This is a genomic window from Parazoarcus communis (assembly GCF_003111645.1).
Taxonomy (GTDB): Bacteria; Pseudomonadota; Gammaproteobacteria; order Burkholderiales; family Rhodocyclaceae; genus Parazoarcus; species Parazoarcus communis_A.
The window spans coordinates 3,073,273-3,098,962 of the sequence record NZ_CP022187.1 but is presented as its reverse complement, the minus strand read 5'-3'; the positions used below and the strand labels follow the sequence as shown (position 1 = coordinate 3,098,962).

The window sequence follows — 25,690 nt, the reverse complement described above, 5'->3', positions numbered from 1 at the left end:
ATGGATGAACTCTTGGATGCCATTGCAGCCTTGGTCTCTCTGGTCTCACCTGAGAAGGTGCAGGCCATTGCCGCCCGCGTTCGTCGAACTAGTGCCAGCAAGGCTGCGACGGCTTTGCCGAGTGTGGTCGGAACTCCGCTGGCCAGCACAGTGGTCGAGCAGCTTGCGGCAGCCTGGCAAAACACCAAGGTTGGTTCAGACGAACTGGCATCAATGCTTATCGCTGCCGGTCACGTTTACGCCAAAGCCGCGTCTGAGCAATCCACCGAACTCGTGTGGACCGGCCCAACGACGCCGTTCGTATCGGCGCGTAGAACAGAGCAGGCGCTGCTGCAGGTCATCAACTCAGCAGAACAGTCGTTGTTCATTACCAGCTTCGTGGCCTACGACGTGTCCACCATCGTCAAGGCCCTGAACGCGGCGAATGATCGCGGTGTGACCATCTCAATGCTGCTCGAGTTGTCTCAAGATCATGGTGGCAGCATCACTTTCGACGCGATAGGCAAAATGAGGACTTTGGTTCCGGCCGCCAATCTCTATGCCTGGCGCGACAAGGCCGACCCGTTTTCCGACGGCCGCGTCCACGCCAAAGTTGCTGTCGCAGACGGCAGGATGTGTTTCATCACCAGCGCGAACCTCACCGGGCACGCAATGGAAAAGAACATGGAGGCTGGTGTGCTGATCTCTGGCGGGCGCATTGCAAAGCTGCTTGATGAACACCTGCGCTCACTCGTCGATACGAAAATAGTCTCTGTTGTGTGAAGCTGCTCCGTATGATTGTTATCCGTAAGTTGCGGGTAATTGAGGACGATGTGAATGACTTAGGAGGCCAGCATGTCACTCATGCCGAATTGCGCAAACCTGCGCCACCTTCTTCAAGGCACCCCTCGCCTCCTTATGTCTTTCGGCAACTTTGGCACGGGTCATTTAGGGGCGTAGATAGCTCGCTTAACCTAGATCAGTACTTCGTGGGTCGTCCGTTGGCCCTCAGAGGCGCGGGCGGCGCTAAGTCGGATGTCTTAATACGATGACGTCTCCGGAACTCAGAAGCCTTATTGTCTGCTGTTTCTACGCAATTTTTAGCATGGAAAAAGGCGGGGAATCCTAGTGGATTCACCCGCCTCTCGCGACCGTCTGCCAGTTTATGCCCGGCAAATTGCCAGTTTATGGTCGCCGCTACAAAACGTCAGATATCAATGTTCTGCGCATACAGCGCATTGCTCTCGATGAACGCCCTTCTCGGCTCGACGTTGTCGCCCATCAGCGTGGTGAAGATCTCGTCGGCGGCGATGGCGTCGTCGATCTGCACGCGCAGCAGGCGGCGGACGGCGGGGTCCATGGTGGTTTCCCACAGCTGATCGGGGTTCATTTCGCCCAGACCCTTGTAGCGCTGCTTGCTCAGGCCGCGTTCGACTTCGGACAGCAGCCAGGTGATGGCGTCAGCGAAGCGGACGATGGGCTGACGTTTTTCGCCACGGCGGATCTCGGCGCCGGCACCGATGAGGCCGGCGATGGATTCGCTGGCGGTGCGGATGGTGCGGTAGTCGCCGGAGACGAGGAAGTCGTGCTCGACCCAGCCGAACTTGCGGTTGCCGTGGTGCAGGCGTTCGATGGTGAGGCGCCAGCCTTCAGACTCTTCGTGGTATTCGGCGTAGATCTGCAGGTCTTCCGGCAGATGGGGCTGGATGCGGGCGGCGGAGTCGCGCGCGGCGGCTTCGTCGTCGAGGCTGACCGGGAGGTCGTGCGCGAGCATGGCCTGCAGCACTTCGGGATCGATGTAGCTGGCGAGGCGGCGGATGACGGCTTCGGCCAGCAGGTAGCTGCGGGCGAGGCCGCCGAGGGTCTCGTCGGTGATCAGGTCGGCATCGGCGCGCGGCAGCAGCACGGCGCCTTCAAGCGCGAGCTTGAGCAGGTGGTTGTTGAGCTCGTGGTCGTCCTTGATGTACATCTCGCTCTTGCCGTGCTTGATCTTGTACAGCGGCGGCTGGGCGATGTAGATGTGGCCGCGTTCGACCAGCTCGGGCATCTGGCGATAGAAGAAGGTGAGCAGCAGGGTGCGGATGTGGGCGCCGTCGACGTCGGCATCGGTCATCAGGATGATGCGGTGGTAGCGCAGCTTTTCGGGCTTGTAGTCGTCCTTGCCGATGCTGGTGCCGAGCGCGGTGATCAGGGTGGCGATTTCCTGGCTCTGCAGCAGCTTGTCGAAGCGGGCCTTCTCGACGTTGAGGATCTTGCCCTTGAGCGGCAGGATGGCCTGGAACTTACGGTCGCGGCCCTGTTTGGCCGAGCCGCCTGCGGAGTCACCCTCGACCAGGTAGAGTTCGCACAGCGCGGGGTCTTTTTCCTGGCAGTCGGCGAGTTTGCCGGGCAGACCGACGCCGTCGAGGATGCCCTTGCGGCGGGTCATGTCGCGCGCCTTGCGGGCGGCGTCGCGGGCGCGGGCGGCTTCGACGATCTTGTTGCAGATGGTGCGGGCGTCGAGCGGATTCTCGAGCAGGAAGTCGGTGAGCTTGTTGGCGACCACTTCTTCCACCGCCGGACGGGCCTCGCTCGAGACCAGCTTCATCTTGGTCTGGCTGGCGAACTTGGGGTCGGGCATCTTGACCGACAGCACGCAGGCCAGGCCTTCGCGCATGTCGTCACCGGTGATGTCGACCTTGGCCTTCTTGGCGATCTCGTTTTCTTCGATGTACTTGTTGATGACGCGGGTCATCGCTGCACGCAGGCCGGTGAGGTGGGTGCCGCCATCGGCCTGCGGGATGTTGTTGGTGTAGCACAGCACCTGTTCGGCGTAGCTGTCGTTCCACTGCATCGCGACTTCGACCGACAGTTCGGCATCGTGGCCGGCGCCGGTGGGGATGCGGGTGGTGCCGGCGGCGTAGAACACCGTGGGCTGCAGCACGGTCTTGGTGCGGTTGATGTACTCGACGAAGCCCTTCACGCCACCGGCGAAGGCGAAGTCTTCTTCCTTGCCGGTGCGCTGGTCGAGGAGGCGGATCTTCACGCCGTTGTTGAGGAAGGACAGTTCGCGCAGGCGCTTGGCGAGGATGTCGTAGTGGTACTCGATGGTGCCGAAGATCTCTTCGTCAGCCAGGTAGTGCACTTCGGTGCCGCGCTTGCTGGTGTCGCCGATGACCTTGAGCGGGCTGGTCTCGATGCCGTTGACGACATCGATGAGCCGGTCCTGCGGCACGCCGCGGTTGAACTCCATGAAGTGCTTCTTGCCGTCGCGGCGCACGGTGAGGCGCAGCCACTTGGACAGCGCGTTCACACACGACACGCCCACGCCGTGCAGGCCGCCCGACACCTTGTAGCTGTTCTGGTTGAACTTGCCACCGGCGTGCAGCACGCACATGACGATTTCGGCGGCCGAGCGCTTGGGTTCGTGCTTGTCGTCCATCTTGACCCCGACCGGGATGCCGCGGCCGTTGTCGGTGACGGAGATGGAGTTGTCGGCGTGGATGGTGATGACGATGTCGTCGCAATGGCCTGCCAGGGCCTCGTCGATGGCGTTGTCCACAACTTCGAACACCATGTGGTGCAGGCCGGTGCCATCGGAGGTATCGCCGATGTACATGCCGGGGCGCTTGCGAACCGCCTCTAGGCCTTCGAGCTGCTGGATGCTGGTTTCGTCGTAGTCTTCGTGCGCGATTGCGGACGCGGTGGGCAGGTTTTGCGGTTCGGACATGGTCATCTCGGGTGATTCATAAAGAACGTGCCCCCGGTGAAGGGGGCAGCGAACCCGGCCAGGCCGGGTTCATGGGGAAGCGATGCGCGTGCTTCAAATGCGCATCGGCATCACGACATACTTGAACTGCTCGTTGCCAGGCAGGGTGATCAGCGCGCTCGAGTTGCCGTCGTTGAAACGCCATTCGATGGTTTCGGACGACAGGTTGTTGAGCACGTCGAGCAGGTAGGTGACGTTGAAACCGATGTCGAGCTTGTCGCCCTGATAGTCGATTTCGAGTTCTTCCTGCGCTTCTTCCTGCTCGGCGTTGGAGCTGACGATGCGCAGGGTGCCGGCTTCGAGCACCAGGCGCACGCCGCGGAACTTCTCGTTGGTGAGAATGGCGGCGCGCTGCAGCGAAGACAGCAGAGTCTGGCGCGGCAGGGTGACGAGGCCGGGGTGGTTCTGCGGAATGACGCGCTGGTAGTCGGGGAACTTGCCGTCGATGAGCTTGGTGACGAGTTCGATGGCGCCAAAGCGGAACACCGCCTGATTGCCGGCGAGGATGACTTCGAGCGGATCGTCGTTGTCGGCGAGCTGGCGCGACAGTTCGAGCACGGTCTTGCGCGGCAGGATGGTTTCGCAGCGCTGGTTGACCGGGGCTTCGAGTTCGCTGGCCGCGTAGGCGAGGCGGTGACCGTCGGTGGCGACCATGCGCAGCTCGTTGCCGTCGGCGATCAGCAGCAGGCCGTTGAGGTAGTAGCGGATGTCCTGCTGCGCCATGGCGTAGGCGACCTGGGCGAGCTGACGCTTGAAGGTGCGCTGCGGCACGCTGAAGCGGGTAGCGTCGCCATCGGGCAGGTTCATGCGCGGGTAGTCGGCCGCGGGAAGGGTCTGCAGCTGGAAGCGGCTCTTGCCGGCCTTCACCGTGAGGCGCTTGTCGTCGAGGGTGAGATTGACGTCGGTGTCGGGCAGTGCGCGCAGGATGTCCTGCAGCTTGCGCGCGGCCACGGTGATGGAGACGTCTTCACCCCCGGCATTGCCGGCGGTGGTGGTGCGGATCTGGATTTCGATGTCGGTGGCGAGCAGCGTCAGGCGGTCGCCCTGTTTCTCGATCAGCACGTTCGACAGGATGGGCAGGGTGTGGCGCTTTTCGACGATGCCGGCCACGGACTGCAGCGGGGCGAGAAGCGCATCACGGGTGGTGTTGAGCAGGAGCATGGCGTCAGTCTGGTCAGAAAATTGATCGGAAAGTCATTGCTGGCTCAGCCCCGCAGGACCTGGGTGAGCACATGAACATCGTGGTTGAGCTGGTGGTCGCCGAGGCGCAGCTCGGTGATGGTACGACAAGCATGTAGCACGGTGGTATGGTCGCGGCCGCCGAAGGCTTCGCCGATCGCGGGCAGCGACATCGGGGTGAGCTCCTTGGCCAGCCACATCGCGACCTGACGCGGACGGGCGATGACCCGGGTGCGCTTCTTGGAGTGCATGTCGGCGATCTTGATCTTGTAATAGTCGGCGACGGTCTTCTGGATGTGTTCGATCGACAGCTGGCGGTTGTGCGCGTTGAGCAGATCCTTGAGCGCGTCCTTGGCCACCTCGAGCGAGATGCCGCGACCGTGGAAGCGGGCGTAGGCCACGACCTTGTTGAGCGCGCCTTCGAGCTCGCGCACGTTCGAGCGCAGGTTCTTGGCGATGAGGAAGGCGACGTCGTCATCCACTGCCACGCGCAGGGCTTCGGCCTTCTTCTGCAGGATCGCAACCCGCATCTCGAGCTCGGGCGGCTCGATCTGCACCGTCAGGCCCCAGTCGAAGCGCGAGATCAGGCGATCTTCCAGACCCTGGATGTCCTTGGGGTAGGTGTCGCAGGTGATGACGATCTGCTTCTTGGCTTCGGTGAGCGCGTTGAAGGCGTGGAAGAATTCTTCCTGGGTCCGGTTCTTGTTGTTGAAGAACTGGATGTCATCGATGATCAGCATGTCGAGCGAGCGGTAGTAGCGCTTGAACGCGTCGAAGCTCTTCTGCTGATAGGCGCGCACGACGTCGGCGTAGTAGTCCTCGACGTGAACGTAACGTACCACCGCACGGGGGTTCTGACGGAACACCGCATTGCCGATGGCGTGCACCAGGTGGGTTTTGCCGAGGCCGACTCCACCGTATACAAACAGCGGGTTGTACGAGGTGCCGGGGTTCTGCGCCACCTGCATGGCAGCGGCGCGGGCCAGATCGTTGGCGCGCCCGGTCACCAGGGTATCGAAGGTGAAGTCGGCGTTGAGGCGGGTCTTCTCGTAGGCAAGTTCAGCGCCTGACAAGGGTTCGGGCGACGAACTGCGAATGATCGCCGAGGGGGCCGCCTGTCGCGGCTGTGCCGGTGCGCTGTCTGCCACCGCCGGGCTGCTTGCGCTCCCCGGCGTCTCGGCGAGCGCTGCGCCGGCAGCCGGCGCCGCATTTGCCACCGGCTTGACCGGCGTGCGTGCCGCGCCGGGCGCAGGCAGCTGCAGGTCGAGTTGCAGGGGCACGCCATGAAATTCTTCGCCGAGCTCCCCGATTCGACGCAGGTAACGCTCGCGCACCCACTGCATCACGAAGCGGTTCGGGGCGGTCAGGGTGAGCGTGGGGCCGCCGTCCGCAGCTTCGCCGCAGACGACCTGAAGCGTCTTGATCCAGGTATTGAACTGCTGTTGAGGCAGTTCCTGTTCAAGATGGGCAAGGCAGAAGGGCCAGAAATCCTGATTCACGGAAGGGACGGTTTGTGTTTGCGGCACGGGTCTCGAATACATGCATGCCGCGCCTGCAACACGAGGCGTAGCGGGAGCGACGGCCTTAAGGCCTGTTCTGGGAATAAGCCCGTCGGCGTCAGCACGGAAAAGCGCTGAGTCGTGTGCCGGCGGGTTGGTCAAGAGCGCAATTCTACCCGTCGACGCGAGACTTATCCACAGGCACGCGCATTGAAGTCGTGGAATCGTCGCTGGAGGCTGGTGACCTGATGGATGTGAATTCCTCTTGACAAACAGGGGGCTATCACATTAAATATATCGTTTGACCTTACCACTGGCAGCCGATCATGAAACGCACTTACCAACCCTCCGTCGTTCGTCGCAAGCGCACCCACGGCTTTCTGGTCCGCATGAAGACCCGTGGCGGTCGTGCGGTCATCCGTGCCCGTCGCGCCAAGGGCCGTCATCGCCTCGCCGTCTGAGGTGATTGACCCCTCGAGCGCTGATCAAGGTTTTCGCAGCGCTCACAGACTGCACAAAACGGATGAATTTTCATCCGTTTTTGCTTTTCGGCGTGCCCTTCGCGGCCGATTCTACATGCTGCATTACCGGCCCAACGGGCTCGACACGGCCCGTCTGGGTGTCGTCGTGGCCAAGAAGCTGGCGAAGCGGGCCAATGTACGCAATCTGGTGAAACGCATTGCGCGCGAGATTTTTCGGCGCCAGCGTACCGACACGCCTGCGTGCGATCTGATCGTGCGTCTGCATGCGCCTGTGGCAACTGCAACGCGAGCCGAGCTCAATCAGGATCTGCTGCAGTTGCTGTCGCGCTTGCCGCGTTTGTGAGCATCGGGCCGTCGATCATGCATGGTTCTTTTCGCCCCGGGGTCAGATTGATGCCGGGCCGCGCTTGTTTTTCTCTCAGGGCGGGTATCATTCCGTTCCCTGACTAACGACCGTACGACCACGAACCCGATGGATCAACGTCGCCTCATCCTACTCCTGGTTTTCTCCCTTTCCCTGGTCATGCTGTGGGACGGGTGGATCAAACATAACCAACCCGCCGCGCCGGCACCTGTTGCCGCCGCCGCCAACTCCGGGGGGGCTTCGGTTCCCACGCCAAGTGCGCTCGCCGCGCCTGGTGCATCGGCACTGCCCGCAACTGCGGCCGCTTCGGCTGCGCCGACGGTGCGTGTGGTCACTGACCTGATGCGTGCCGACGTGTCCGCCGAAGGCGGCAGCATCGTCCGGCTCGAGTTGGTGAAACACAAATCCACCGCCGATCATGAGCGTGGCTTCCTGTTGTTCGACAACGGCGAGGTTCACCGCTATTCGGCCGAGTCCGGCCTGATCGGTACCGATCTCCCCACTCACCGTACGGTGTTCGCGCTGCCTGAAGGCGAACAGGTGATGAAGGACGGCGAGGACACCCTGGTGCTGCGCCTCGAGGCGCCTGAGCAGAACGGGGTCAAGGTCACCAAGGTGATGACCTTCCATCGTGGCAGCTACCTGGTGAATGTCGATTACGAGATCGCCAACGGCAGCGGCGAACCCGTCTCCGGTCATGCCTACTTCCAGCTCACGCGTGACGGCGAGCCGGCAGAGCAGGTGCAGGCTTTCGGCGTGACAACCTTCACCGGTCCGGCGTTCTACACCGATGCGGCCAAGTTCCAGAAGGTTCATTTCGAGGAGATCGCCGAGGGCAAGGCCAAGTTTGCCAAGACCGCACCCGATGGCTGGGTGGCGATGGTCCAGCACTACTTCGTCAGCGCCTGGTTGCCTGAGGTCGGTGTCGAGCGCGAGTTCTTCGCCCGCAAGGTTGCCAATGGCCTGTACTCGGCCGGCGTGATCCTGCCGGTCGATGCGATTGCACCGGGTGCGAGCGGTACGGCGGAGTCCCGCCTGTATGTCGGCCCGCAGGAGCAGGACAAGCTGCAGGACATCGCTCCCGGACTCGATCTGGTGGTCGACTACGGCTGGCTGACCGTGATTGCTGCGCCGCTGTTCTGGGTGCTGTCGTGGCTGCATGACATGCTCGGCAACTGGGGCTGGGCCATCATTCTGGTGACGGTCCTGCTGAAGCTGCTGTTCTTCCCGCTGTCCGCAGCCAGCTACAAGTCGATGGCGAAGATGCGCGTACTCGGCCCCCGCATGCAGCGCATGAAGGAGCTGTACGGCGACGACAAGGCCAAGATGCAGCAGGAGATGATGAATCTCTACCGCACCGAGAAGATCAACCCGCTCGGCGGTTGCCTGCCGATCCTGGTGCAGATTCCGGTGTTCATCGCGCTGTACTGGGTACTGCTCGGTAGCGTGGAAATGCGTCAGGCGCCCTGGCTGGGCTGGATTCAGGATCTGTCCGCCAAGGACCCGTACTTCATCCTGCCGGTCATCATGGGTGCCTCCATGCTGATCCAGATGAAGCTCAACCCGACGCCACCGGATCCGCTGCAGGCCAAGGTCATGATGGCAATGCCGATCGTGTTCACCTTCATGTTCCTGTGGTTCCCGTCCGGTCTGGTGCTGTACTGGGTGGTGAACAACATTCTGTCGATTGCACAGCAATGGCAGATTACGCGGATGATCGAGAGTGCCAAGGCCGGCAGCAAGCCCGCCTGACACCATCGCCGCGATTGCAACGGCGCCGGGCCGAGGAGGTGTCGGCGTCGTTCGCGTTTCCGGGGCGGGTCTGGCGGCGTTTGCCCGCGAACTGACCGGTCGCGATCCCCAGCCCCGGCTTGCGGGTTTCACCCGCTTTCTTGGGGCGAAGGGCGAGCCCATCGACGAAGGGCTCCTGATTTATTTCCGTGCGCCCGCGTCGTTTACCGGCGAGGACGTGATCGAACTGCAGGGCCATGGTGGACCGGTCGTGATGCAGATGTTGCTCGATCGCTGCCTCGCACTGGGCGCGCGACTGGCCGAGCCCGGTGAGTTCACCCGGCGTGCCTTTCTCAACGGCAAGCTCGATCTGGCCCAGGCCGAAAGCGTGGCAGACCTGATCGAGGCTTCTACCGCCGCCGCCGCGCAGTCGGCTGTCCGGTCGCTGTCCGGCCGCTTCTCGCAGGAAATCCATCTTATCAAGGACGCGTTGATCGACTTGCGCATGCTCGTCGAGGCGACGCTGGACTTTCCCGAAGAGGAAATCGACTTCCTCGAAAAGGCCAGGGCCCTGCCGCGTCTGGCCTCGATTCGCGAACAGCTCGAAGGAGTGCTTGACCGTGCGCGTCAGGGGGCGCTGCTGCGCAGTGGCCTCAACGTGGTTTTGGCGGGCGCGCCGAACGTCGGCAAGTCGAGTCTGCTCAATCAGCTTGCGGGCGAGGATCGTGCAATCGTCACCGAGGTGGCCGGCACGACGCGCGATGCCTTGCGCGAAACCATACAGATCGAAGGCATTCCGCTGCACGTCATTGATACGGCGGGCTTGCGCGATACCAGCGATGTGGTGGAGCGCATCGGTATCGAACGCACCCGGCGCGAACTCGAGCGTGCCGATGTGGTGCTGCGCCTCGTCGACGCCGGTCGCCCGGGCGAAACCGAGGGCGGTACGGATATCGATCTCGATCTTCTTCCCGGCGTTGAATGCATCACCGTCATCAACAAGATCGACTTGTGCGATCTTGACCCGGCACGGGTTGAGCACGATGGTCGAGTCGAACTGCGCGTTTCAGCGCGGGAAGGCCTGGGGATCGATCTGTTGCGCAAGGAGCTGCTGCGAGTGGCGGGGTGGCATGCGCATGGCGAAGACGTGATTCTTGCGCGCGAACGTCATCTGCTGGCATTGCGGGCGGCGCTCGCGCATGTGCGCCTGGCAGGAGATCAGCTTTCAGCGCTCGAACTCTTTGCCGAGGAGCTGCGACTTGCCGGGGAACGACTTGGCGAGATTACGGGAGAGTTCTCGGCTGACGATCTCCTCGGGGTGATCTTTTCGAGGTTCTGCATCGGAAAGTGACCACCGTGCATTCATGATGCGCATGGCATCATGTGCCGCGGCATGCCGCGTATCTCCGGTTTTCGCGCTTCGGCCGCGGCATGCGCGGTGTTCGCGCCCTTCGTTCCCATTTTTCTGACTGGTGATCCATGACCCGACCCGATCCGTTCCTGCGGCCACTGCGTCATGTCGACGATGCGAATCTGGTCGTCGCTGAGGTTGAGGCGCTGCTTGCACAAGCGGGCCTGAGTTTTCGGCAGGCACCACCGGTGCCGACAACGTGTTGCGGACGGGGTTGTAACGGTTGCGTGTGGGAAGGCTTCTTTTTCGCTTTGCGCTACTGGCGAGAGCAGGCGGCGGAACTGCTGGCGAGCGCCGCTGTTCGGCCTGCTGTCGCGCATGTACGACCGGAGACTGAATGATGAGCTGGAGTCCGGACCGATATCTCGGTTTTCACGATTTGCGTTTGCGTCCGGCACTCGACCTCATGGGGCGAATCTCCATGACGCCGCCTCGCACCATCGTCGATCTTGGCTGCGGTCCCGGGAATGTGTCCCCGCTTCTCTTGCAGCGCTGGCCCGATGCGAACCTGACGGGCGTCGATCAGTCGGCCGCAATGCTGGCACGCGCGCGCGCCGTGCTCCCGCGTGCGCAATGGGTCGAGGCAGATATTTCATCTTGGCATCCGGATGCGCCGGTCGATCTGGTGTTTTCAAACGCCGCCTTGCATTGGGTCGGAGATCATCCGGCGCTGTTCGCGCGACTGGCGGCAATGCTTGGGCCGGATGGTGTTCTGGCTGTGCAGATGCCGGCGAATTTTTCCGCGCCGTCCCATCGACTGATCCGGGAGCTGGCGGCCAGCGCCGAATGGAAGGGCGCGTTAACGCAAGTGCGAATGGGTGAGGTGCTTGAGCCCGACGCATATCAGTCGCTGCTTTCGGCACACTTCGAAGAGCTTGATCTGTGGGAGGCAACCTACTATCAGCGGCTTTCCGGAGAGCATGCTGTTTTCGAATGGCTGGCGGGCAGTACCCTGGTTCCGTATTTTGCCTGCCTGAGTGAGGCGCAAACGAGGGCGTTTGTTTCGCAGCTGAAGCCGATGCTGGCCTCGGCCTATCCGGCTCGACCTGATGGTTCGGTGCTTTTTCCTTTCAAGAGGCTGTTCATGCTTGCGCGTGGGCCTGTACATCGTGTTCCACGTGAAACATGTTAATTGATTCGAACGGTCTGTATCTGGTTCTCGCCATCGGTGCGTTCTGCGCCGGCTTCATCGATGCTGTCGTCGGCGGTGGAGGGCTGGTACAGATCCCGGCTTTGTTTGCGGCCTTTCCTTCGGTCCAGCCCGCGGTGCTCTTCGGCACCAACAAGGTCGCTAGCATCATTGGGACCACGAGTGCAGCCATCCAGTACGGGCGTCGTGTAACCATACCGTGGCGCATTGCCATACCTGGTGCGGTCGGTGCGCTGGTCGGCTCATGGTATGGCGCAAAGGCCGTGGCCTACATGCCGCCGACGGTGTTGCGCCCGCTCATCCTGGTGTTGCTGATTCTTGTGGCCGGCTATACCTTCATGCGCAAGGATCTTGGATCCATCTCGCGCGAGGGGCCGCATGACTTCCGAGCGACCTTGACCGCTGCGGTGATCGGACTCGTGCTCGGGTTCTACGATGGATTCTTCGGTCCCGGAACCGGCAGCTTCCTGATCTTTCTGTTCATCCGTTTTCTCGGCATGGACTTCCTTCGCGCGTCGGTCACGGCGAAAATCGTCAACGTCGCAACGAACTTCGCGGCCATCGCGTACTTTGCAAACAACGTCGAGATTCTGTGGAAGCTCGGGCTGCTCATGGCTGCATGCAATCTGTGCGGCGCCGTGGTGGGCTCACGCACCGCGCTTCGTCATGGAACGGGATTTGTGCGTAAGATGTTCCTGGCGGTCGTGTCAGTCCTGATCGCAAAACTTGCATACGACACACTGGCCGCCCTGTAGTGCGACGTGTTTCACGTGAAACACGGCACCAAACGCGAGAGAATGACTCGGATCGTACGAGCGACTTTCAGCGACCCCTTCGAATGAAGGTGTGCAGACACCACCGCATGCAACAGCCCGGCATTGCCGCTACCATTCCTTGAGAGAGCCGAAGTCTTCCCGGGCTAGGCTCAGATCATCCATCGAAACAAGAAGACCATTGTGAATCGTCGTACCCAAACCCGCAGCCCCTCCAGCGCCCCGCATGATCGACGCGGCTTGCCCCCGCGCGCGACGTCACGGCCCAGCCTGCCGCAGGACAGCCTTGCCTATGCGCTGAAGCAGGCATCCACGCTGGTGGCTGGCGTGCTGGAGGGTGGCAACCTGACCGACGGCTACGAGGCCATGCTCAGCGCCAACCCGAGCTGGCCGGACGCGACTCGCGGTGCGGTCCGTGACCTCACCTGGTCTACCTTGCGTGAGTTCGGTCGTGGAGACGCGGTGCTGCGGCATTATCTGCACAAGCCGCTGCCGACCTATCTCCATGCGCTACTCCTGGTCGCACTCTACCGCCTGGAGCAGCGCCCGGCCCAGTCGCACACGCTGGTTGATCAGGCAGTCGAGGCCGCAGCCGCGGAGGTGCCTGCGCTCAAGGGCGTCATCAACGGCGTGCTGCGGAACGTGCTGCGCGAGACCATGAAGCTCGAAGGCTGGCGCGACGCGGATATCGAAGCACGCTATGCCTGCCCGCGATGGTGGATCGAGCGCGTGCGATACGATCATCCTGCAGACTGGGAAGCGATCCTCCAGGCCGGCAATCTGCATCCGCCGATGTCATTGCGCGTGAACGCACGCCGTGCATCGGGCGAAGACGTCTCTGCAGCGCTTGAGAAGGCCGGGATCCCGGCCCGAAAACTCGAAAATGGCGCAATCCTGCTGGCGCATCCCGTCCCGGTGCAGCGTCTGCCGGGCTTCGCCGAAGGTCTGGTGTCGGTGCAGGATGCCGGGGCGCAATGGGCGGCACAATGGCTCGGTGCAGTCGATGGCGAGCGCGTGCTCGATGCCTGCGCAGCACCGGGCGGAAAGAGCGCGCACCTGCTCGAACGTGCCGACATCGATCTCACCGCCCTCGAACTCGACCCGACGCGGGCTGCACGCGTACGGACCAATCTCGACCGCCTCGGACTCGCTGCCCGCATCAAGGTTGCAGACTGCCGGCGCTTGAACACTTGGTGGGACGGAGAGCCCTTCGACCGCATTCTTGCCGACGTTCCGTGTTCGGCGTCGGGTGTGGTTCGCCGTCACCCCGACATCAAGTGGTTGCGTCGAAACGAGGATATCCCGCGTTTTGCCGCACAGCAGGCAGAAATTCTGGATGCGCTTTGGCAGACGCTGGCGCCCGGTGGCACAATGCTCTACGTGACGTGCTCGGTGTTCGACGAAGAGAACCGTCGCCAGATCGATGCATTTCTTGCCCGCCATCCGGATGCCGAAACGCATGCCATTGATGCCAGCGACTCGCGTTCCCTTCCACCGACTGCCGACCATGACGGCTTCTACTATGCGCGCCTGCGCAAACTTCGCTAGTCACTTTCGCCAGCTTTTTCTGACGCTGGCGCTGCTGTCGCTGTCGGCCTTCGGGGCGGACGACAGCCAGATCACCTTTGCCGAGATCGTGCCGGGGGAGGGTGGCTACGTACTGAACGCGGACATCGAACTCGATATCAACCCACGATTGACCGACGCCATTACCCGCGGCGTCGCTCTCCATTTCGTGGCTGAACTGTTGGTCGAGCGACCGCGCTGGTACTGGCTGAACGAGGTCGTGGTTGAGCGCGAACTCAACTACCGCATCTCGTACCACGCCATCACCCGCAGCTACCGTCTGTCGATCGGTGCCTTCCACCAGAGCTTCGACAATCTGGATTCCGCCTTGCTGACCATGCAACGCATCCGCAACTGGCAGATTGCCGGCGCCGATGAACTCGCGCCGGGCGTCTCGCACGAGGTATCGCTCCGCTTCCGTCACGACACCGCGCAGTTGCCCAAGCCCTTCCAGGTCACGGCGATCGGCAGCCGCGACTGGAATGTCGGCACCGAGTGGTTGCGCTGGACCTTCCTGCCCGGGGCGGCGACCTCGCGATGAAACGCGTTGCGCTTGCGATCATTGCCGCCATTGCCGGCATATCGCTCTATCTGCTGACCTCGGCCAGTGCGAATTCCGACCTGTTCGCCGATCGCTATCCGTATCTGCTGGCGCTCAACGGCGTGGTCGCCGTGGGGCTTGCCGGGCTGGTCGGGGTGCAGCTGCGCTCGCTGTGGCGGGAGTACCGCGCGCGCAAGTTCGGTTCCCGTCTCAAGTACCGCATGATGATGATGTTCGCGCTGATGGCGCTGCTGCCCGGTCTCGTCGTATACGCCGTGTCGCTGCAGTTTGTCGTGCGCAGCATTGAGTCCTGGTTCGACGTCCGCGTCGATTCTGCGCTTGAAGGGGGCATCGCGCTGGGGCAGAACGCCCTCGATTATCTGGTGAGCCAGGTCAACGCCAAGGCCGGCGACATGGCGCTCGATCTCGAGGGTTTCGAGACCGTGTCGCCCGCGACACTCAGCCGCCTGCGCGAGACTGCGGGCGTGAGCAACGCCACGGTGCTGGCGCCCAACGGTCAGGTTGTCGCCACCGCCAGTGACGGCGGCGTCGCCTTGCTGCCCGATCTGCCCTCCTCGGCGCAGTTGCGCCAGGCACGACAGAGTCGCAGCGTCAGCACGGTGGACAGCCATCCGGATGGACGCCTGGTGATTCGGGTCGTGGTGCCGATCCCGACGCGCTCGATTCTGAGCGAACCACAGCTGCTGCAGCTGACCCAGCCCGTGCCGGATACCTTTTCCCGCCACGCAGAGGCCGTACAGGAGGCTTATCGGGACTACCAGCAGCTCACCCTTGGGCGCGACGGTCTGAAGCGCATCTACAGCCTTACATTGACCCTGACCCTGCTGCTCGCCCTGCTCACCGCAATGGCGGTTGCCTTCGTGCTGGCGCGCAGGCTGGCTGCGCCGCTGCTGATCCTGGCTGAAGGCACCCAGGCCGTGGCGCAGGGCGACTATCGCCCGCGCCAGGCATTGCCGGCACGGGACGAACTCGGCGTCCTGACCCAATCCTTCAACCAGATGGTGCGCCAGCTCGAAGACGCCCGCGCCGCCGCGGACCGCAACCGTGCGGCAGTCGAAGCCGCACGTGCCTACCTGGAAAGCGTGCTCGCCAACCTTTCGACCGGTGTGCTTGCCTTCGCGGGCAACGGCACCCTGCGCGCGGCAAACCGTGGCGCGATGGACATCCTTGCCGATGATCTCGCCGGTTTCGAAGACATCGCGCTTGCCGACTGGGTGCGTCACGGGGTGTTCCGCGATGCGCTGCTCGAAGGCTTTGCGACGCATGAGAGCGACTGGCACGAGCAGATCGAGATCCCTTCGCCGGACAGCACCCCGCTGACGCTGCTGGTGCACGGCTCGCGCCTGCCGGAGAGTACGGGCGGTGGCCTGGTGGTCGTGTTCGACGACATCACCCGGCTGGTCGATGCACAACGCACCGCAGCCTGGGCCGAGGTCGCCCGCCGCCTCGCGCACGAGATCAAGAACCCGCTGACACCGATCCAGCTCTCGGCCGAACGCCTGGCGCTGAAGCTTGCAGACCAGCTCGACGAAGACGGCAAGGCGATGCTCGAGCGCGCAACGCGGACGATCGTGAATCAGGTCGAGGCGATGAAGAATCTGGTCAATGCCTTCAGGGACTATGCGAGACTGCCTGCGCCGGAGCTGGTTGCGCTCGATCTTGCAGCGCTGATGCGGGAAGTCCTGCACCTGTACGAAAGCGCTGCGGTGCGCATCCGCCTGCAGGTCGGAGACGACCTGCCCAAGGTATTGGGCGACGCTTCGCAGATTCGCCAGATCATTCACAATATGCTGCAAAATGCGCAGGATGCGGTGCTCGGCAAGGACGACGCCGAGATCACGCTGCTTGCACGCGCTGACGGCGACCGGGTCTTGCTGGTCTGCCGTGACAACGGTCCGGGCTTCCCGGCCGAGATTCTCGCCCGTGCCTTCGAGCCCTATTTCACCACCAAGTCAAAGGGAACCGGACTCGGTCTGGCAATGGTGAAAAAGATCGTGGCTGAACACGGGGGCGAAATACGAATTGCCAATCGCGACATCGGCGGAGCCGAAGTACGCATTCGTCTGCGGACGATCCTGACAAACGGTGAACACTGAACCATGGCCAAGCTACTCATCGTTGATGATGAAATGGGAATCCGGGAATTGCTCTCGGAGATCCTGCGTGATGAAGGGCACGACATCCAGCTCGCGGAGAACGCGGCTGCGGCGCGCGCTGCGCGCAATGCAGAGCGCCCCGACATGGTCCTGCTCGACATCTGGATGCCCGACACCGACGGCATCACACTGCTCAAGGAGTGGTCGGCCAACGGCCAGCTGAACATGCCGGTGGTGATGATGTCCGGCCACGGCACCATCGACACGGCGGTCGAGGCGACCCGCATCGGCGCCATCGACTATCTGGAAAAGCCGATCGCATTGCAGAAGCTGCTGGCCTCGGTAAAGCGGGGCCTGCAGCGCCCGGTGGCAAGTGGCGCGCCGGCACCGCTGACGCTCGCGGCCTTTACGCGCTCTGCGCCGCTGCGCGAGCTCAAGCGACGGATCGAGCAGATCGCGGACAGTTCGAGAGTGCTCCTGCTGCGCGTCGGTGGAGGCAGCCTGGCCGAACTGGTCGCGCGCAGCCTGCAGGCCGGCGGCGCACCCTGGCTCGACCTCACGGCGGTCAATGTGCCGCTGGACATCAACCAGCTGCAGGCGAGCCAGGGCGGGCTGCTGTATGTCGCCGAGCTCGCACGATTGTCGCGTGCGCAGCAGAAGAACCTCGCCTTCGCGCTCGAGCGCCTGGACCGCTACGACCTGCGTCTGGTGGTGGCCACCGAGCGCAGTCACGATGCACTGCTCAGCGAGGGCTGGGACGAGGCCGTGCTCGACCGCCTGTTCGAGATCAGCCTGGCGCCACCGGCAATGAGTGACATTCGTGACGATCTGCCCGAGCTTGCAGCACAGGTGCTGCTGCATCTGGTCGAAGCGAACGATGTGCCGCTGCGCCGGTTTTCCACGGCTGCGCTCAATCATCTGCGCACGCACAACTGGACCGGAGGCTATGGCGAGTTGCGCGCCGCGGTGAGATCGCTGGCGCTGGCAACGCTCGAAGAGGAGATTGGCCTGCCCGAAGTGCGACGTCTGCTGGCGCCCAACCCCGATGCGGCGGCGAGTGCGATTCCGCTCGACCAGCCGCTGCGTGAAGCCCGTGAAGCGTTCGAGCGCATGTACTTCGAACACCATCTCAGACTCGAGAGCGGCAACATGACGCGCCTTGCCGAGAAGACCGGGCTGGAGCGCACGCATCTCTATCGCAAGCTCAAACAACTGGGCCTGCAGGCAGGCAGGCGGCACGAGGAAAACTGATGCTCAAGGGATAGGCCGCGTGGGCGCGACGGGGGCCGCATCGATACGCAGGTTGCTGCATTGCAACATTCTGTTTCATGTCGATGAAACACCGCGTAGAATCGGCCGCTCTTGCGTTCATCTGGGGCTATCCCGTTGAAAGTCATCATTCTTGGTGCCGGCCAGGTCGGTGCGTCGGTTGCTGAAAATCTGGTATCTGAAGCCAACGACATCACCCTTGTCGACACCAGTGCAGACTACCTCGCGGAATTGCGCGAACGGCTGGAAGTACGCACGGTGTGTGGTAACGCTGCGTCGCCATCGGTCCTGCGTGAAGCGGGTGCGGAAGACGCCGATCTGCTGATCGCGGTGACACAGTCGGACCAGACCAACCTGTGCGCCTGCCGCGTGGCCAAGGCCTTGTTCAATCTGCCCACGCGGATCGCGCGCCTGCGCTCGACCGACTATGTCGACCACCCCGAGCTCCTCGACGAAAACAACTTCGCGGTCGATTTCTCGATCTGTCCGGAGCAGATCGTCACCGATCACATCAAGCGTCTGATTGCCTTTCCCGAGGCGCTGCAGGTGCTGGATTTTGCCGATGGCGTGGTCAGCCTGATCGGTGTCCGTGCGTTCGAGGGCGGACCCCTGGTGGGGCATCCACTCAAGGCGCTGCGCTTTCACCTGCCCAACGTCGAGGTGCGCATTGCCGCCATCTACCGCAATGGCGAACCGATCATTCCCGAGGGCGACACGGTGATCGTCCCCGGCGACGAAGTGTTCTGTCTGGCGGCGACCGTGCATATCCGGCAGGTCATGCGGGAGCTGCGCCGCACCGACAAGCCGATGCGCAGGATCATGATTGCCGGCGGCGGTAACATCGGCTTCCGCCTCGCACGCTCGATCGAGAACGACTATCACGTCAAGATTCTCGAGGTCGACAAGCGCCGGGCCGAGATGCTGGCAACCCAGCTCAGCCATACCCTGGTGCTGCGGGGTGACACCACCGACGAGAAGCTGCTCGAGAACGAGGGGATCGACGAGACCGATCTGTTCGTGGCGCTGACCAACGATGAAGAAGACAACATCATGTCCGCTTCACTGGCCAAGCGCATGGGCGCGCGCCGCACGCTGGCACTGATCAACCGCAAGAGCTACGTCGACCTGGTGCAGGGCGGGCCGATCGACATCGCGATCTCGCCCGCGCACACCTCCATCGGATCGCTGCTTGCGCATGTGCGTCGTGGCGATGTGGTGGCGGTCCACAGCCTTCGCCGCGGGGCCGCCGAGGCGCTCGAGATCATTGCGCACGGCAAGCCCAAGGACTCCAAGGTGGTGGGGCGTCGCATCGACGAGATCACCCTTCCCAAGGGGGCGACGATTGGCGCGATTGTGCGTGACGAACGGCGCGGTGGCGACGGCAAGGTGATCCGGCGGATGGTGATCATTCCCCACCACGACACGCTGATTGAAAACGAGGATCACGTGATCGTGTTCTGTACCCACAAGAATCTGGTGAGCAAGGTCGAGAAGCTGTTCCAGGTCAGTTTCACCTTCCTTTAAGTTCATGTACTCGTCCCCGGTGCGCGCCTACTACCCTGCCCTCAACGCGCTTGGCCTGATCATCGTGATCTTCGCCTTGCTGATGCTGTTCCCGTTGTCGGTTTCGTTCTGGCTCGATGACGGCGCAACCATGGCCTACGATCAGGCGATCGTGGTGACCCTGCTGTGCGGCGCGCTGCTGTGGCTGGGGACGCGCGGGCGTCGTCGCGACCTGCGGGTGCACGACGGTTTTCTTCTGGTTGCGTCCACCTGGGTGGTACTGCCGGTCTTCGGCGCGCTGCCCTTGCTGGGCTACCTTCCGCACCTGTCTCTGGTCGACGCGTACTTTGAAGCGGTATCAGGCCTGACGGCGAGCGGCGGGACGATCCTCACCGGGCTGGACGACCTGCCGACCTCGATCAACCTGTGGCGCACCTTCATGCACTGGATCGGAGGCATGGGGGTGATCGTACTGGTGGTCGCCATCCTCCCCCTGCTCGGCATCGGTGGTCGGCAGCTGTTCAAGGCCGAGGTGCCCACGCCGATGAAGGAGAGCAGTCTCACGCCCCGCATCGCGGAGACGGCCAAGGGCTTGTGGCTCACCTACATCCTGCTGACTGTCGGCTGTGGCTTCAGCCTCTGGTTCGCCGGCCTGGAAGGCTGGGATGCGGTCATCCATGCCTTCTCGGTCGCGGGGCTGGGCGGCTTTTCGAGCAAGGACGCCTCGCTCGGACACTTCCACAATCTCGATGTGGAGATGGTGGCCATGGTGTTTGCGCTGGCTTCTGCGCTCAACTTCGCCACCCACTATCTGGCCTTGTCGCGGCGCTCGCTGCTGCCCTACTTCCGCGACCCCGAGATTCCCTTCTTCTTCGCAGTCCTGATCGTCAGCATCCTGCTGCTGACGTTCTACCTGATGCAGTTCAATGTGCACGCCGACCTGGCCACCACCTTGCGCTATGTGTCCTTTCATGTGGTGTCGATCTCCACCTCGCTGGGTCTGGCGACCTACGATTACACGCTGTGGCCGATGTTCGCGCAGATCTGGGTGCTGTTCCTGGGGAGCTTCATTGCGTGTTCCGGGTCGGCCGGCGGCGGGATCAAGATGATGCGCGCAATCATCCTGTACAAGCAGGTGTTTCGCGAGATCATCCGTTCGCTTCATCCCAATGCGGTGCGCCCGGTCCTGATGGGCAAGCAGCCCGTCTCCGAGGGCATTCTCCACGCGGTGCTCGGCTTCAGCTTCATGTACATGGTCAGCATCGTGTCGCTGACCCTGCTGCTGTCGGCCAGTGGCCTCGAACTGATCACCGCGTTTTCAGGGGTGGTGGCCTGTCTCAACAACACCGGCCCGGGGCTCGATGCCGTGGGCCCGGCCTCCAACTATCAGTCGCTCAATGATTTTCAGACAGCGGTGCTGTCGTTCACGATGATCCTGGGGCGGCTCGAGATCTTCACCTTGCTGGTGGTCATGACGCCGGCATTCTGGCGTCGGTAAGGGCTCCTGCGCACGCGCATCGGGGCGCCGTGACGACCCGCCGCGCACGGGGCTGGCGCGTCTTGAGGGTGCGCTTGCGGACCGGCGTTTGCTGCTGGCCTGCCTGCGTCGGGCACCTTTCCGGATGTCCAAACTGACGGTGCTCAACCCATCCGGGCCCGTGACAGGCGATAATCACGCCTTGTTGCCAATCGGCTGGAAAAGAGGACTCGACGTGAGCCGCCCTAAGAACGACACTTTCCTGCGCGCCCTGCTGCGCCAGCCCACCGAATACACGCCCGTGTGGCTGATGCGCCAGGCCGGACGCTACCTGCCGGAATACTGCGAGACGCGCAAGCGTGCGGGCAGCTTCCTGCAGCTGTGCAAGAGCCCGGCCATGGCCTGTGAAGTCACGCTGCAACCGCTGGCACGCTATGACCTCGATGCCGCAATCCTGTTCTCCGACATCCTGACGGTGCCGGACGCGATGGGGCTGGGGCTGTACTTTGCCGAAGGCGAGGGGCCGCGCTTCGAGCGCCCGCTGCGCGAAGAGTGGGAGATCCGCAACCTGTTTGCACCTGATCCACACGTCGAGCTGCAGTACGTCATGGATGCCGTGGCCGAGATCCGTCGCGCACTCGATGGCAGCGTCCCCCTCATCGGTTTCTCCGGCAGCCCGTGGACGCTGGCGTGCTACATGGTCGAAGGCGGTTCGTCGGACGACTATCGCAAGGTCAAGAGCATGGCCTACAGCCGGCCGGACCTGATGCATCACATCCTGAGCGTGACTGCCGACGCGGTGGTCAAATACCTCAACGCCCAGATCGAAGCGGGCGCCCAGGCCGTCATGGTGTTCGATTCCTGGGGCGGGGTGCTGTCGGAGGCCGCGTACAAGGAGTTCTCCCTGCCCTATCTCGAAAGGGTCGTGTCAGGCCTGATTCGCGAGCGCGATGGCGAGCGCGTGCCGAGCATCGTCTTCACCAAGGGCGGCGGACTGTGGCTGGAGTCGATTGCCGGTATCGGCAGCGACGCAGTCGGGCTGGACTGGACCATAGACATTGGCCGCGCCCGACGGCTGGTGGGAGACAAGGTGGCCTTGCAGGGCAACCTCGACCCCAACGTACTCTTCGCACCGCCAGAGGTTGTTGCAGCCGAAACCCGCAAGGTGATCGACGCCTTTGGCGCGCATCCTGGCCACGTCTTCAACCTTGGTCATGGCATTTCGCAGTTCACCCCACCGGAGAATGTGGCGGTGATGGTCGATACGGCGCATGAACATAGCCGCATCGTGCGCGCTCAAGGCTGAACCGCGTTTTCTGACGGCACCGGGAGGGGGTAACTTCGCTTACTACTTCCGGTGCATGTCAACAAAAAAAAGTGGGTTTTTCGCTTGACTTATGCACACGGAAGCCATTTGGGTAAAAATATTCACCGAAATAGTGCGCATATGCAGTTAAATTCTCAAGCTGTTGATTTTTAAGAATAAAAACTTTGCACTATGTTAAGGCAAAGTGACAGAAGTGCTTGTTTCACGCCGGTTTCAGCCCGATTTACCCTGGTTTCCCACAAAGTTATCCACAGCTTTTGTGGACAAGACGAAGGGGGGTTTAACGGCAAGTGTTTAGCGCTGTTTTTCGCGTATCGGCTTCAACTTTCAACGCTAAATTACTGAAATAAAAGAGCTATTCTGGATACATCGCGATTCCCCATGCCGATCATACGCGTTGCACTGCCTCTGCCGATTCCACAACTGTTTGATTACATTGCAGAAGATGCAGTTCATTCAGATATTGGACGGTGTGTGCGCGTGCCCTTCGGACGTGGGGAAAAGAGCGGATTGATCGTTTCCCTGCCCGCCGAGGCGGATGTTGACCGTGGCCGCCTCAAGGTGGTGAGTCATGTTCAGCGTGAGGTGCCGGCTCTTCCGGCCGACTGGCTCGAACTCGTCGGCTTCGTTGCGCGCTACTATCACGCCCCGCTGGGCGAAGTCGTCGCCCTGGCCCTGCCGCCGGGCCTGCGTCGTGCGGACGGGGTGAGTGGAGAGGATGTCGACCCCTTGCTCGAACTCTCCGCCGCAGGCCGTGCCGCACTCGCAGAGGCGCGGCGCGAGAGCCGTGCGCTGACGCTGCTGAAGGCGACCGACGCGCTCGGCGGGCCCGCGCGGCGCAGCGCGGTGCGGGCACTTGAGGCAGGCAGCGCGGTGGGCGACTTGATCCGGCGCGGCTGGCTGGTGCCACGTGACGATGGTGGCGGTCGGCATCTCGCTGCCGGCCGCCCTGAACTGACCGTGGAACAGGCCGCGGTGATCGATACCGTGGTCGCTGCCGGCACCGGCTTCCACGCCTGGTTGCTCCATGGCGTGACCGGCAGCGGCAAGACCGAAGTCTATCTGCGTCTCGCCGAGCGGGCGCTGGCCGCTGGCGAGCAGGTGCTGATGCTCGTACCCGAAATCGCCCTGACGCCCCAGCTCGAGAATCGGGTGGCGCAGCGCTTTCCGGCAGCCAACGTGGTCAGCCTGCATTCGGGGCTTGCCGAAGGGGCGCGCTCGCGTGGCTTCGTCCAGGCCCTGAGCGGCCATGCGGACATCGTTCTCGGCACCCGGCTGTCGGTGTTTGCGCCCCTTCCCCGCCTTGGCATCATCCTGGTCGACGAGGAGCACGATGCCTCGTACAAGCAGCAGGAGGGCGTCCGCTATTCGGCACGCGATGTCGCCGTGTGGCGGGCGCGCCAGCGTGCTGTGCCAGTGCTGCTCGGCTCGGCCACGCCGTCACTGGAGAGCTGGCAGCATGCCGGCAACGGGCGTTACGGCCTGCTGCGCCTGACACATCGTGCGGTGGCGACGACCCTGCCCAAGGTGCGTGCGGTCGACATCCGGCGCATGAAGCTCGACGAGGGTCTCAGTCCGGCGCTGCACGCGGCGATTTCCGAGCGTCTGAAGCGTCGCGAGCAGAGCCTGGTGTTCATCAACCGCCGCGGCTACGCGCCGGTGCTGTCATGTCCGGCCTGTGGCTGGGTAAGCCGCTGCCCGCACTGCTCGGCCAACCTTGTCGTGCATCTGGCCGACCGGCGCCTGCGTTGCCACCACTGTGGCTGCGATGGCGGGATTCCGCATGCCTGCCCGAGCTGCGGCAATCAGGATATCCAGCCCTTCGGTCGCGGCACCCAGCGTATCGAGGCCAGACTGAACGAGCTCTTTCCCGAGGCCCGCGTGCTGCGTGTGGATCGCGATGCCGCGCGCACCCGTGCGCAATGGGAGGCGCTCCTCGACAAGATCGCTGCCGGCGAAGCAGACATTCTTGTCGGCACGCAGATGATGGCGAAGGGGCACGATTTTCCCAAGCTCACCCTGGTGGGCGTCGTTGGGGCAGACTCCTCGCTCCATGCGGCTGACTTCCGTGCGCCAGAGCGGCTCTTCCAGCAGCTGATGCAGGTCGGGGGGCGCGCGGGGCGTGGAAGCCTGCCAGGCGAGGTGCTGATTCAGACCGAGTACCCCGGCCACCTGCTCTATCAGCACCTCGGGCGCCATGATTTCGATGCCTTCGCCAAGATGGCGCTGGATGAGCGCAGGGTCGCCTGCTTTCCGCCATTCACGCACCAGGCCATGCTGCGGGCCGACGCACCGGCACTGTCGGATGCAGTCGAGTTTCTGCAGCACGCCCGTCGTCTGGCGCAGTCGTGTGCGCCCGAGACCCTGCGCCTGTTCGATCCGGTGCCGATGCGCATGTCCAGGCTGGCACGCCGCGAGCGTGCGCAGTTGCTGGTCGAGGCGGACAGCCGTGCAGGTCTGCAGGGCTTTCTGGGCCAGTGGATGACCATGCTCTACGCCCAGCGCACGCCGCGCGAGCTGCGTTGGCAGCTTGATGTGGATCCGCTCGATGTCTGAGCGTGCGCACCCGTTGGCGACAGACGTCAGATTCGCCGCGAGCGGCACCGGGGCGCAGTCCGTTCGCACCGGATGATCCGCGGCCCGCAGTCGCGCAGGGCTAACGCACTTCAGTGCCTGCCGGCCACAACCAGGCTGCGCCGCGCACGCCGGACGAGTCGCCATGACGGGCCGGCCGCAGCCGGGTGAGAATCTGATCGGAGAAGACGTGTTCGGCCCATCGTGCCGGCACATTGGCATACAGTCGCTCGAGCCTCGACAGGCCGCCGCCGAGGACGATCACGTCGGGGTCGATGAGGTTGATCACCGTGCCCAGCGCGCGTGCCAGCCGTGCTTCATAGCGCTGCAGTGTGGCCTCGCTGGCCGCATCCCCCGCCGCTGCCGCGTCCGCGATTTCACGGGCGCTCAGTCCGCCGCCATGACGGCGTGCATGATCGGCGGCAAGTCCGGGGCCGGAGAGATAGGTTTCGATGCAGCCGCGCCGGCCGCAATAGCACGGGGGGAGCGGCAGGTCATTGGTGGTGGGCAGCGGCAGAGGGGAGTGCCCCCACTCGCCGGCAATGCCGTTGGCTCCCGCAAGAAGACGGCCGCCCACGACCACCCCGCCACCGACGCCGGTACCGATAATGACGCCGAACACCGTTTCCGCGCCGGCGCCTGCGCCGTCGGTGGCCTCGGAAACGGCAAAGCAGTTGGCGTCATTGGCGAGCCTGACCTCGCGCTCGAGCATGGCCTCGAGATCGCGCCGCAGCGGGCGTCCATTGAGACAGGTCGAGTTGGCGTTACGGATGCAGCCCGTCATCCGCGACAGCGAGCCCGGCGTGCCGACCCCGACACTGGTGCGCTCGCCCAGTCTGGCCTCGGCAAAGCCGACCAGTTCGACCAGAGTTTCGAGCGTGGCGCGGTAGTCACCCTGAGGCGTCGGTACGCGCCGGCGCAGCAGTTCGCGCCCGTCGCTGGCAAGGGCAACGATCTCGATCTTCGTGCCCCCAAGGTCGATGCCGAGCCGGATCATGGC

20 protein-coding genes are annotated in these 25,690 nt (G+C 63.2%); 16 read left to right on the top strand and 4 right to left on the bottom strand.

Annotated elements, in window-relative coordinates; translation table 11 throughout:
* Entirely contained in the window at window positions 1-762 is a 762-nt protein-coding gene (gene drmC, locus CEW83_RS14100) for a DISARM system phospholipase D-like protein DrmC (protein ID WP_108949908.1), read from the top strand.
* Window positions 763-1,186: 424 nt separating this feature from the next.
* On the opposite strand, the gene gyrB is transcribed toward drmC, so the two are convergent.
* From gyrB to dnaA, 3 genes are all read right to left on the bottom strand, one after another.
* A complete protein-coding gene (gene gyrB / locus CEW83_RS14095) occupies window positions 1,187-3,688 on the bottom strand; it encodes a DNA topoisomerase (ATP-hydrolyzing) subunit B (RefSeq protein ID WP_108951423.1) in 2,502 nt (833 codons plus the stop codon).
* 93 nt (window positions 3,689-3,781) lie between these two features.
* Entirely contained in the window at window positions 3,782-4,888 is a 1,107-nt protein-coding gene (gene dnaN / locus CEW83_RS14090) for a DNA polymerase III subunit beta (protein WP_108949907.1), read from the bottom strand.
* A 44-nt stretch (window positions 4,889-4,932) separates the two neighbouring features.
* The gene (gene dnaA, locus CEW83_RS14085; protein WP_199915120.1) at window positions 4,933-6,405 is read right to left on the bottom strand and encodes a chromosomal replication initiator protein DnaA; all 1,473 of its coding nucleotides are present in this window, start codon (window positions 6,403-6,405) and stop codon (window positions 4,933-4,935) included.
* A gap of 326 nt (window positions 6,406-6,731) precedes the next feature.
* On the opposite strand from dnaA, the gene rpmH reads away from it, so the two are divergent.
* The 15 genes from rpmH (at window position 6,732) to CEW83_RS14010 (ending at window position 24,672) form a co-directional block, all read left to right on the top strand.
* Window positions 6,732-6,866, top strand: coding sequence for a 50S ribosomal protein L34 (rpmH, locus tag CEW83_RS14080; RefSeq protein WP_002926183.1), 135 nt, complete (start codon window positions 6,732-6,734; stop codon window positions 6,864-6,866).
* Window positions 6,867-6,915: 49 nt separating this feature from the next.
* The gene (rnpA, locus tag CEW83_RS14075) at window positions 6,916-7,230 is read left to right on the top strand and encodes a ribonuclease P protein component (protein WP_332871114.1); all 315 of its coding nucleotides are present in this window, start codon (window positions 6,916-6,918) and stop codon (window positions 7,228-7,230) included.
* A gap of 129 nt (window positions 7,231-7,359) precedes the next feature.
* A complete protein-coding gene (yidC, locus tag CEW83_RS14070; protein WP_108949904.1) occupies window positions 7,360-9,003 on the top strand; it encodes a membrane protein insertase YidC in 1,644 nt (547 codons plus the stop codon).
* Window positions 8,975-10,333, top strand: coding sequence for a tRNA uridine-5-carboxymethylaminomethyl(34) synthesis GTPase MnmE (mnmE, locus tag CEW83_RS14065; RefSeq protein ID WP_108949903.1), 1,359 nt, complete (start codon window positions 8,975-8,977; stop codon window positions 10,331-10,333). The genes yidC and mnmE overlap by 29 nt, the downstream gene beginning before the upstream one ends.
* 128 nt (window positions 10,334-10,461) lie before the next feature.
* Window positions 10,462-10,734: an oxidoreductase-like domain-containing protein gene (locus CEW83_RS21770; RefSeq protein ID WP_108949902.1), complete on the top strand. Its 273-nt coding sequence runs from the start codon at window positions 10,462-10,464 to the stop codon at window positions 10,732-10,734.
* Window positions 10,731-11,525 (top strand): methyltransferase domain-containing protein, encoded by a 795-nt coding sequence (locus CEW83_RS14055; protein WP_199915119.1) that lies wholly within the window; start codon window positions 10,731-10,733, stop codon window positions 11,523-11,525. Before CEW83_RS21770 ends, CEW83_RS14055 begins: the two co-directional genes overlap by 4 nt.
* Window positions 11,525-12,298 (top strand): sulfite exporter TauE/SafE family protein, encoded by a 774-nt coding sequence (locus CEW83_RS14050; protein ID WP_108951421.1) that lies wholly within the window; start codon window positions 11,525-11,527, stop codon window positions 12,296-12,298. Before CEW83_RS14055 ends, CEW83_RS14050 begins: the two co-directional genes overlap by 1 nt.
* 288 nt (window positions 12,299-12,586) lie before the next feature.
* A complete protein-coding gene (rsmB, locus tag CEW83_RS14045; RefSeq protein WP_108951418.1) occupies window positions 12,587-13,864 on the top strand; it encodes a 16S rRNA (cytosine(967)-C(5))-methyltransferase RsmB in 1,278 nt (425 codons plus the stop codon).
* On the top strand, window positions 13,824-14,423 hold the full coding sequence (locus CEW83_RS14040; RefSeq protein WP_199915118.1) for a DUF4390 domain-containing protein: 600 nt from the start codon (window positions 13,824-13,826) through the stop codon (window positions 14,421-14,423). The genes rsmB and CEW83_RS14040 overlap by 41 nt, the downstream gene beginning before the upstream one ends.
* Window positions 14,420-16,540, top strand: a complete 2,121-nt coding sequence (locus CEW83_RS14035) for a sensor histidine kinase (protein ID WP_108951419.1) — start codon at window positions 14,420-14,422, stop codon at window positions 16,538-16,540. The genes CEW83_RS14040 and CEW83_RS14035 overlap by 4 nt, the downstream gene beginning before the upstream one ends.
* 3 nt (window positions 16,541-16,543) lie before the next feature.
* A complete protein-coding gene (locus CEW83_RS14030; RefSeq protein WP_108949901.1) occupies window positions 16,544-17,791 on the top strand; it encodes a sigma-54-dependent transcriptional regulator in 1,248 nt (415 codons plus the stop codon).
* 135 nt (window positions 17,792-17,926) lie between these two features.
* Complete coding sequence (trkA, locus tag CEW83_RS14025) at window positions 17,927-19,333, top strand: Trk system potassium transporter TrkA (RefSeq protein ID WP_108949900.1); 1,407 nt, start codon at window positions 17,927-17,929, stop codon at window positions 19,331-19,333.
* Between the two features lie 19 nt (window positions 19,334-19,352).
* Entirely contained in the window at window positions 19,353-20,810 is a 1,458-nt protein-coding gene (locus CEW83_RS14020; protein WP_108951417.1) for a TrkH family potassium uptake protein, read from the top strand.
* 214 nt (window positions 20,811-21,024) lie between these two features.
* Window positions 21,025-22,095 (top strand): uroporphyrinogen decarboxylase, encoded by a 1,071-nt coding sequence (gene hemE / locus CEW83_RS14015; RefSeq protein WP_108949899.1) that lies wholly within the window; start codon window positions 21,025-21,027, stop codon window positions 22,093-22,095.
* A gap of 402 nt (window positions 22,096-22,497) precedes the next feature.
* Window positions 22,498-24,672, top strand: a complete 2,175-nt coding sequence (locus CEW83_RS14010) for a primosomal protein N' (RefSeq protein ID WP_108949898.1) — start codon at window positions 22,498-22,500, stop codon at window positions 24,670-24,672.
* Window positions 24,673-24,772: 100 nt separating this feature from the next.
* Here CEW83_RS14010 and CEW83_RS14005 read toward each other — a convergent pair whose 3' ends face one another.
* Window positions 24,773-25,687, bottom strand: a complete 915-nt coding sequence (locus CEW83_RS14005) for an ROK family protein (RefSeq protein ID WP_108949897.1) — start codon at window positions 25,685-25,687, stop codon at window positions 24,773-24,775.
* Between the last annotated feature and the right edge of the window lie 3 nt (window positions 25,688-25,690).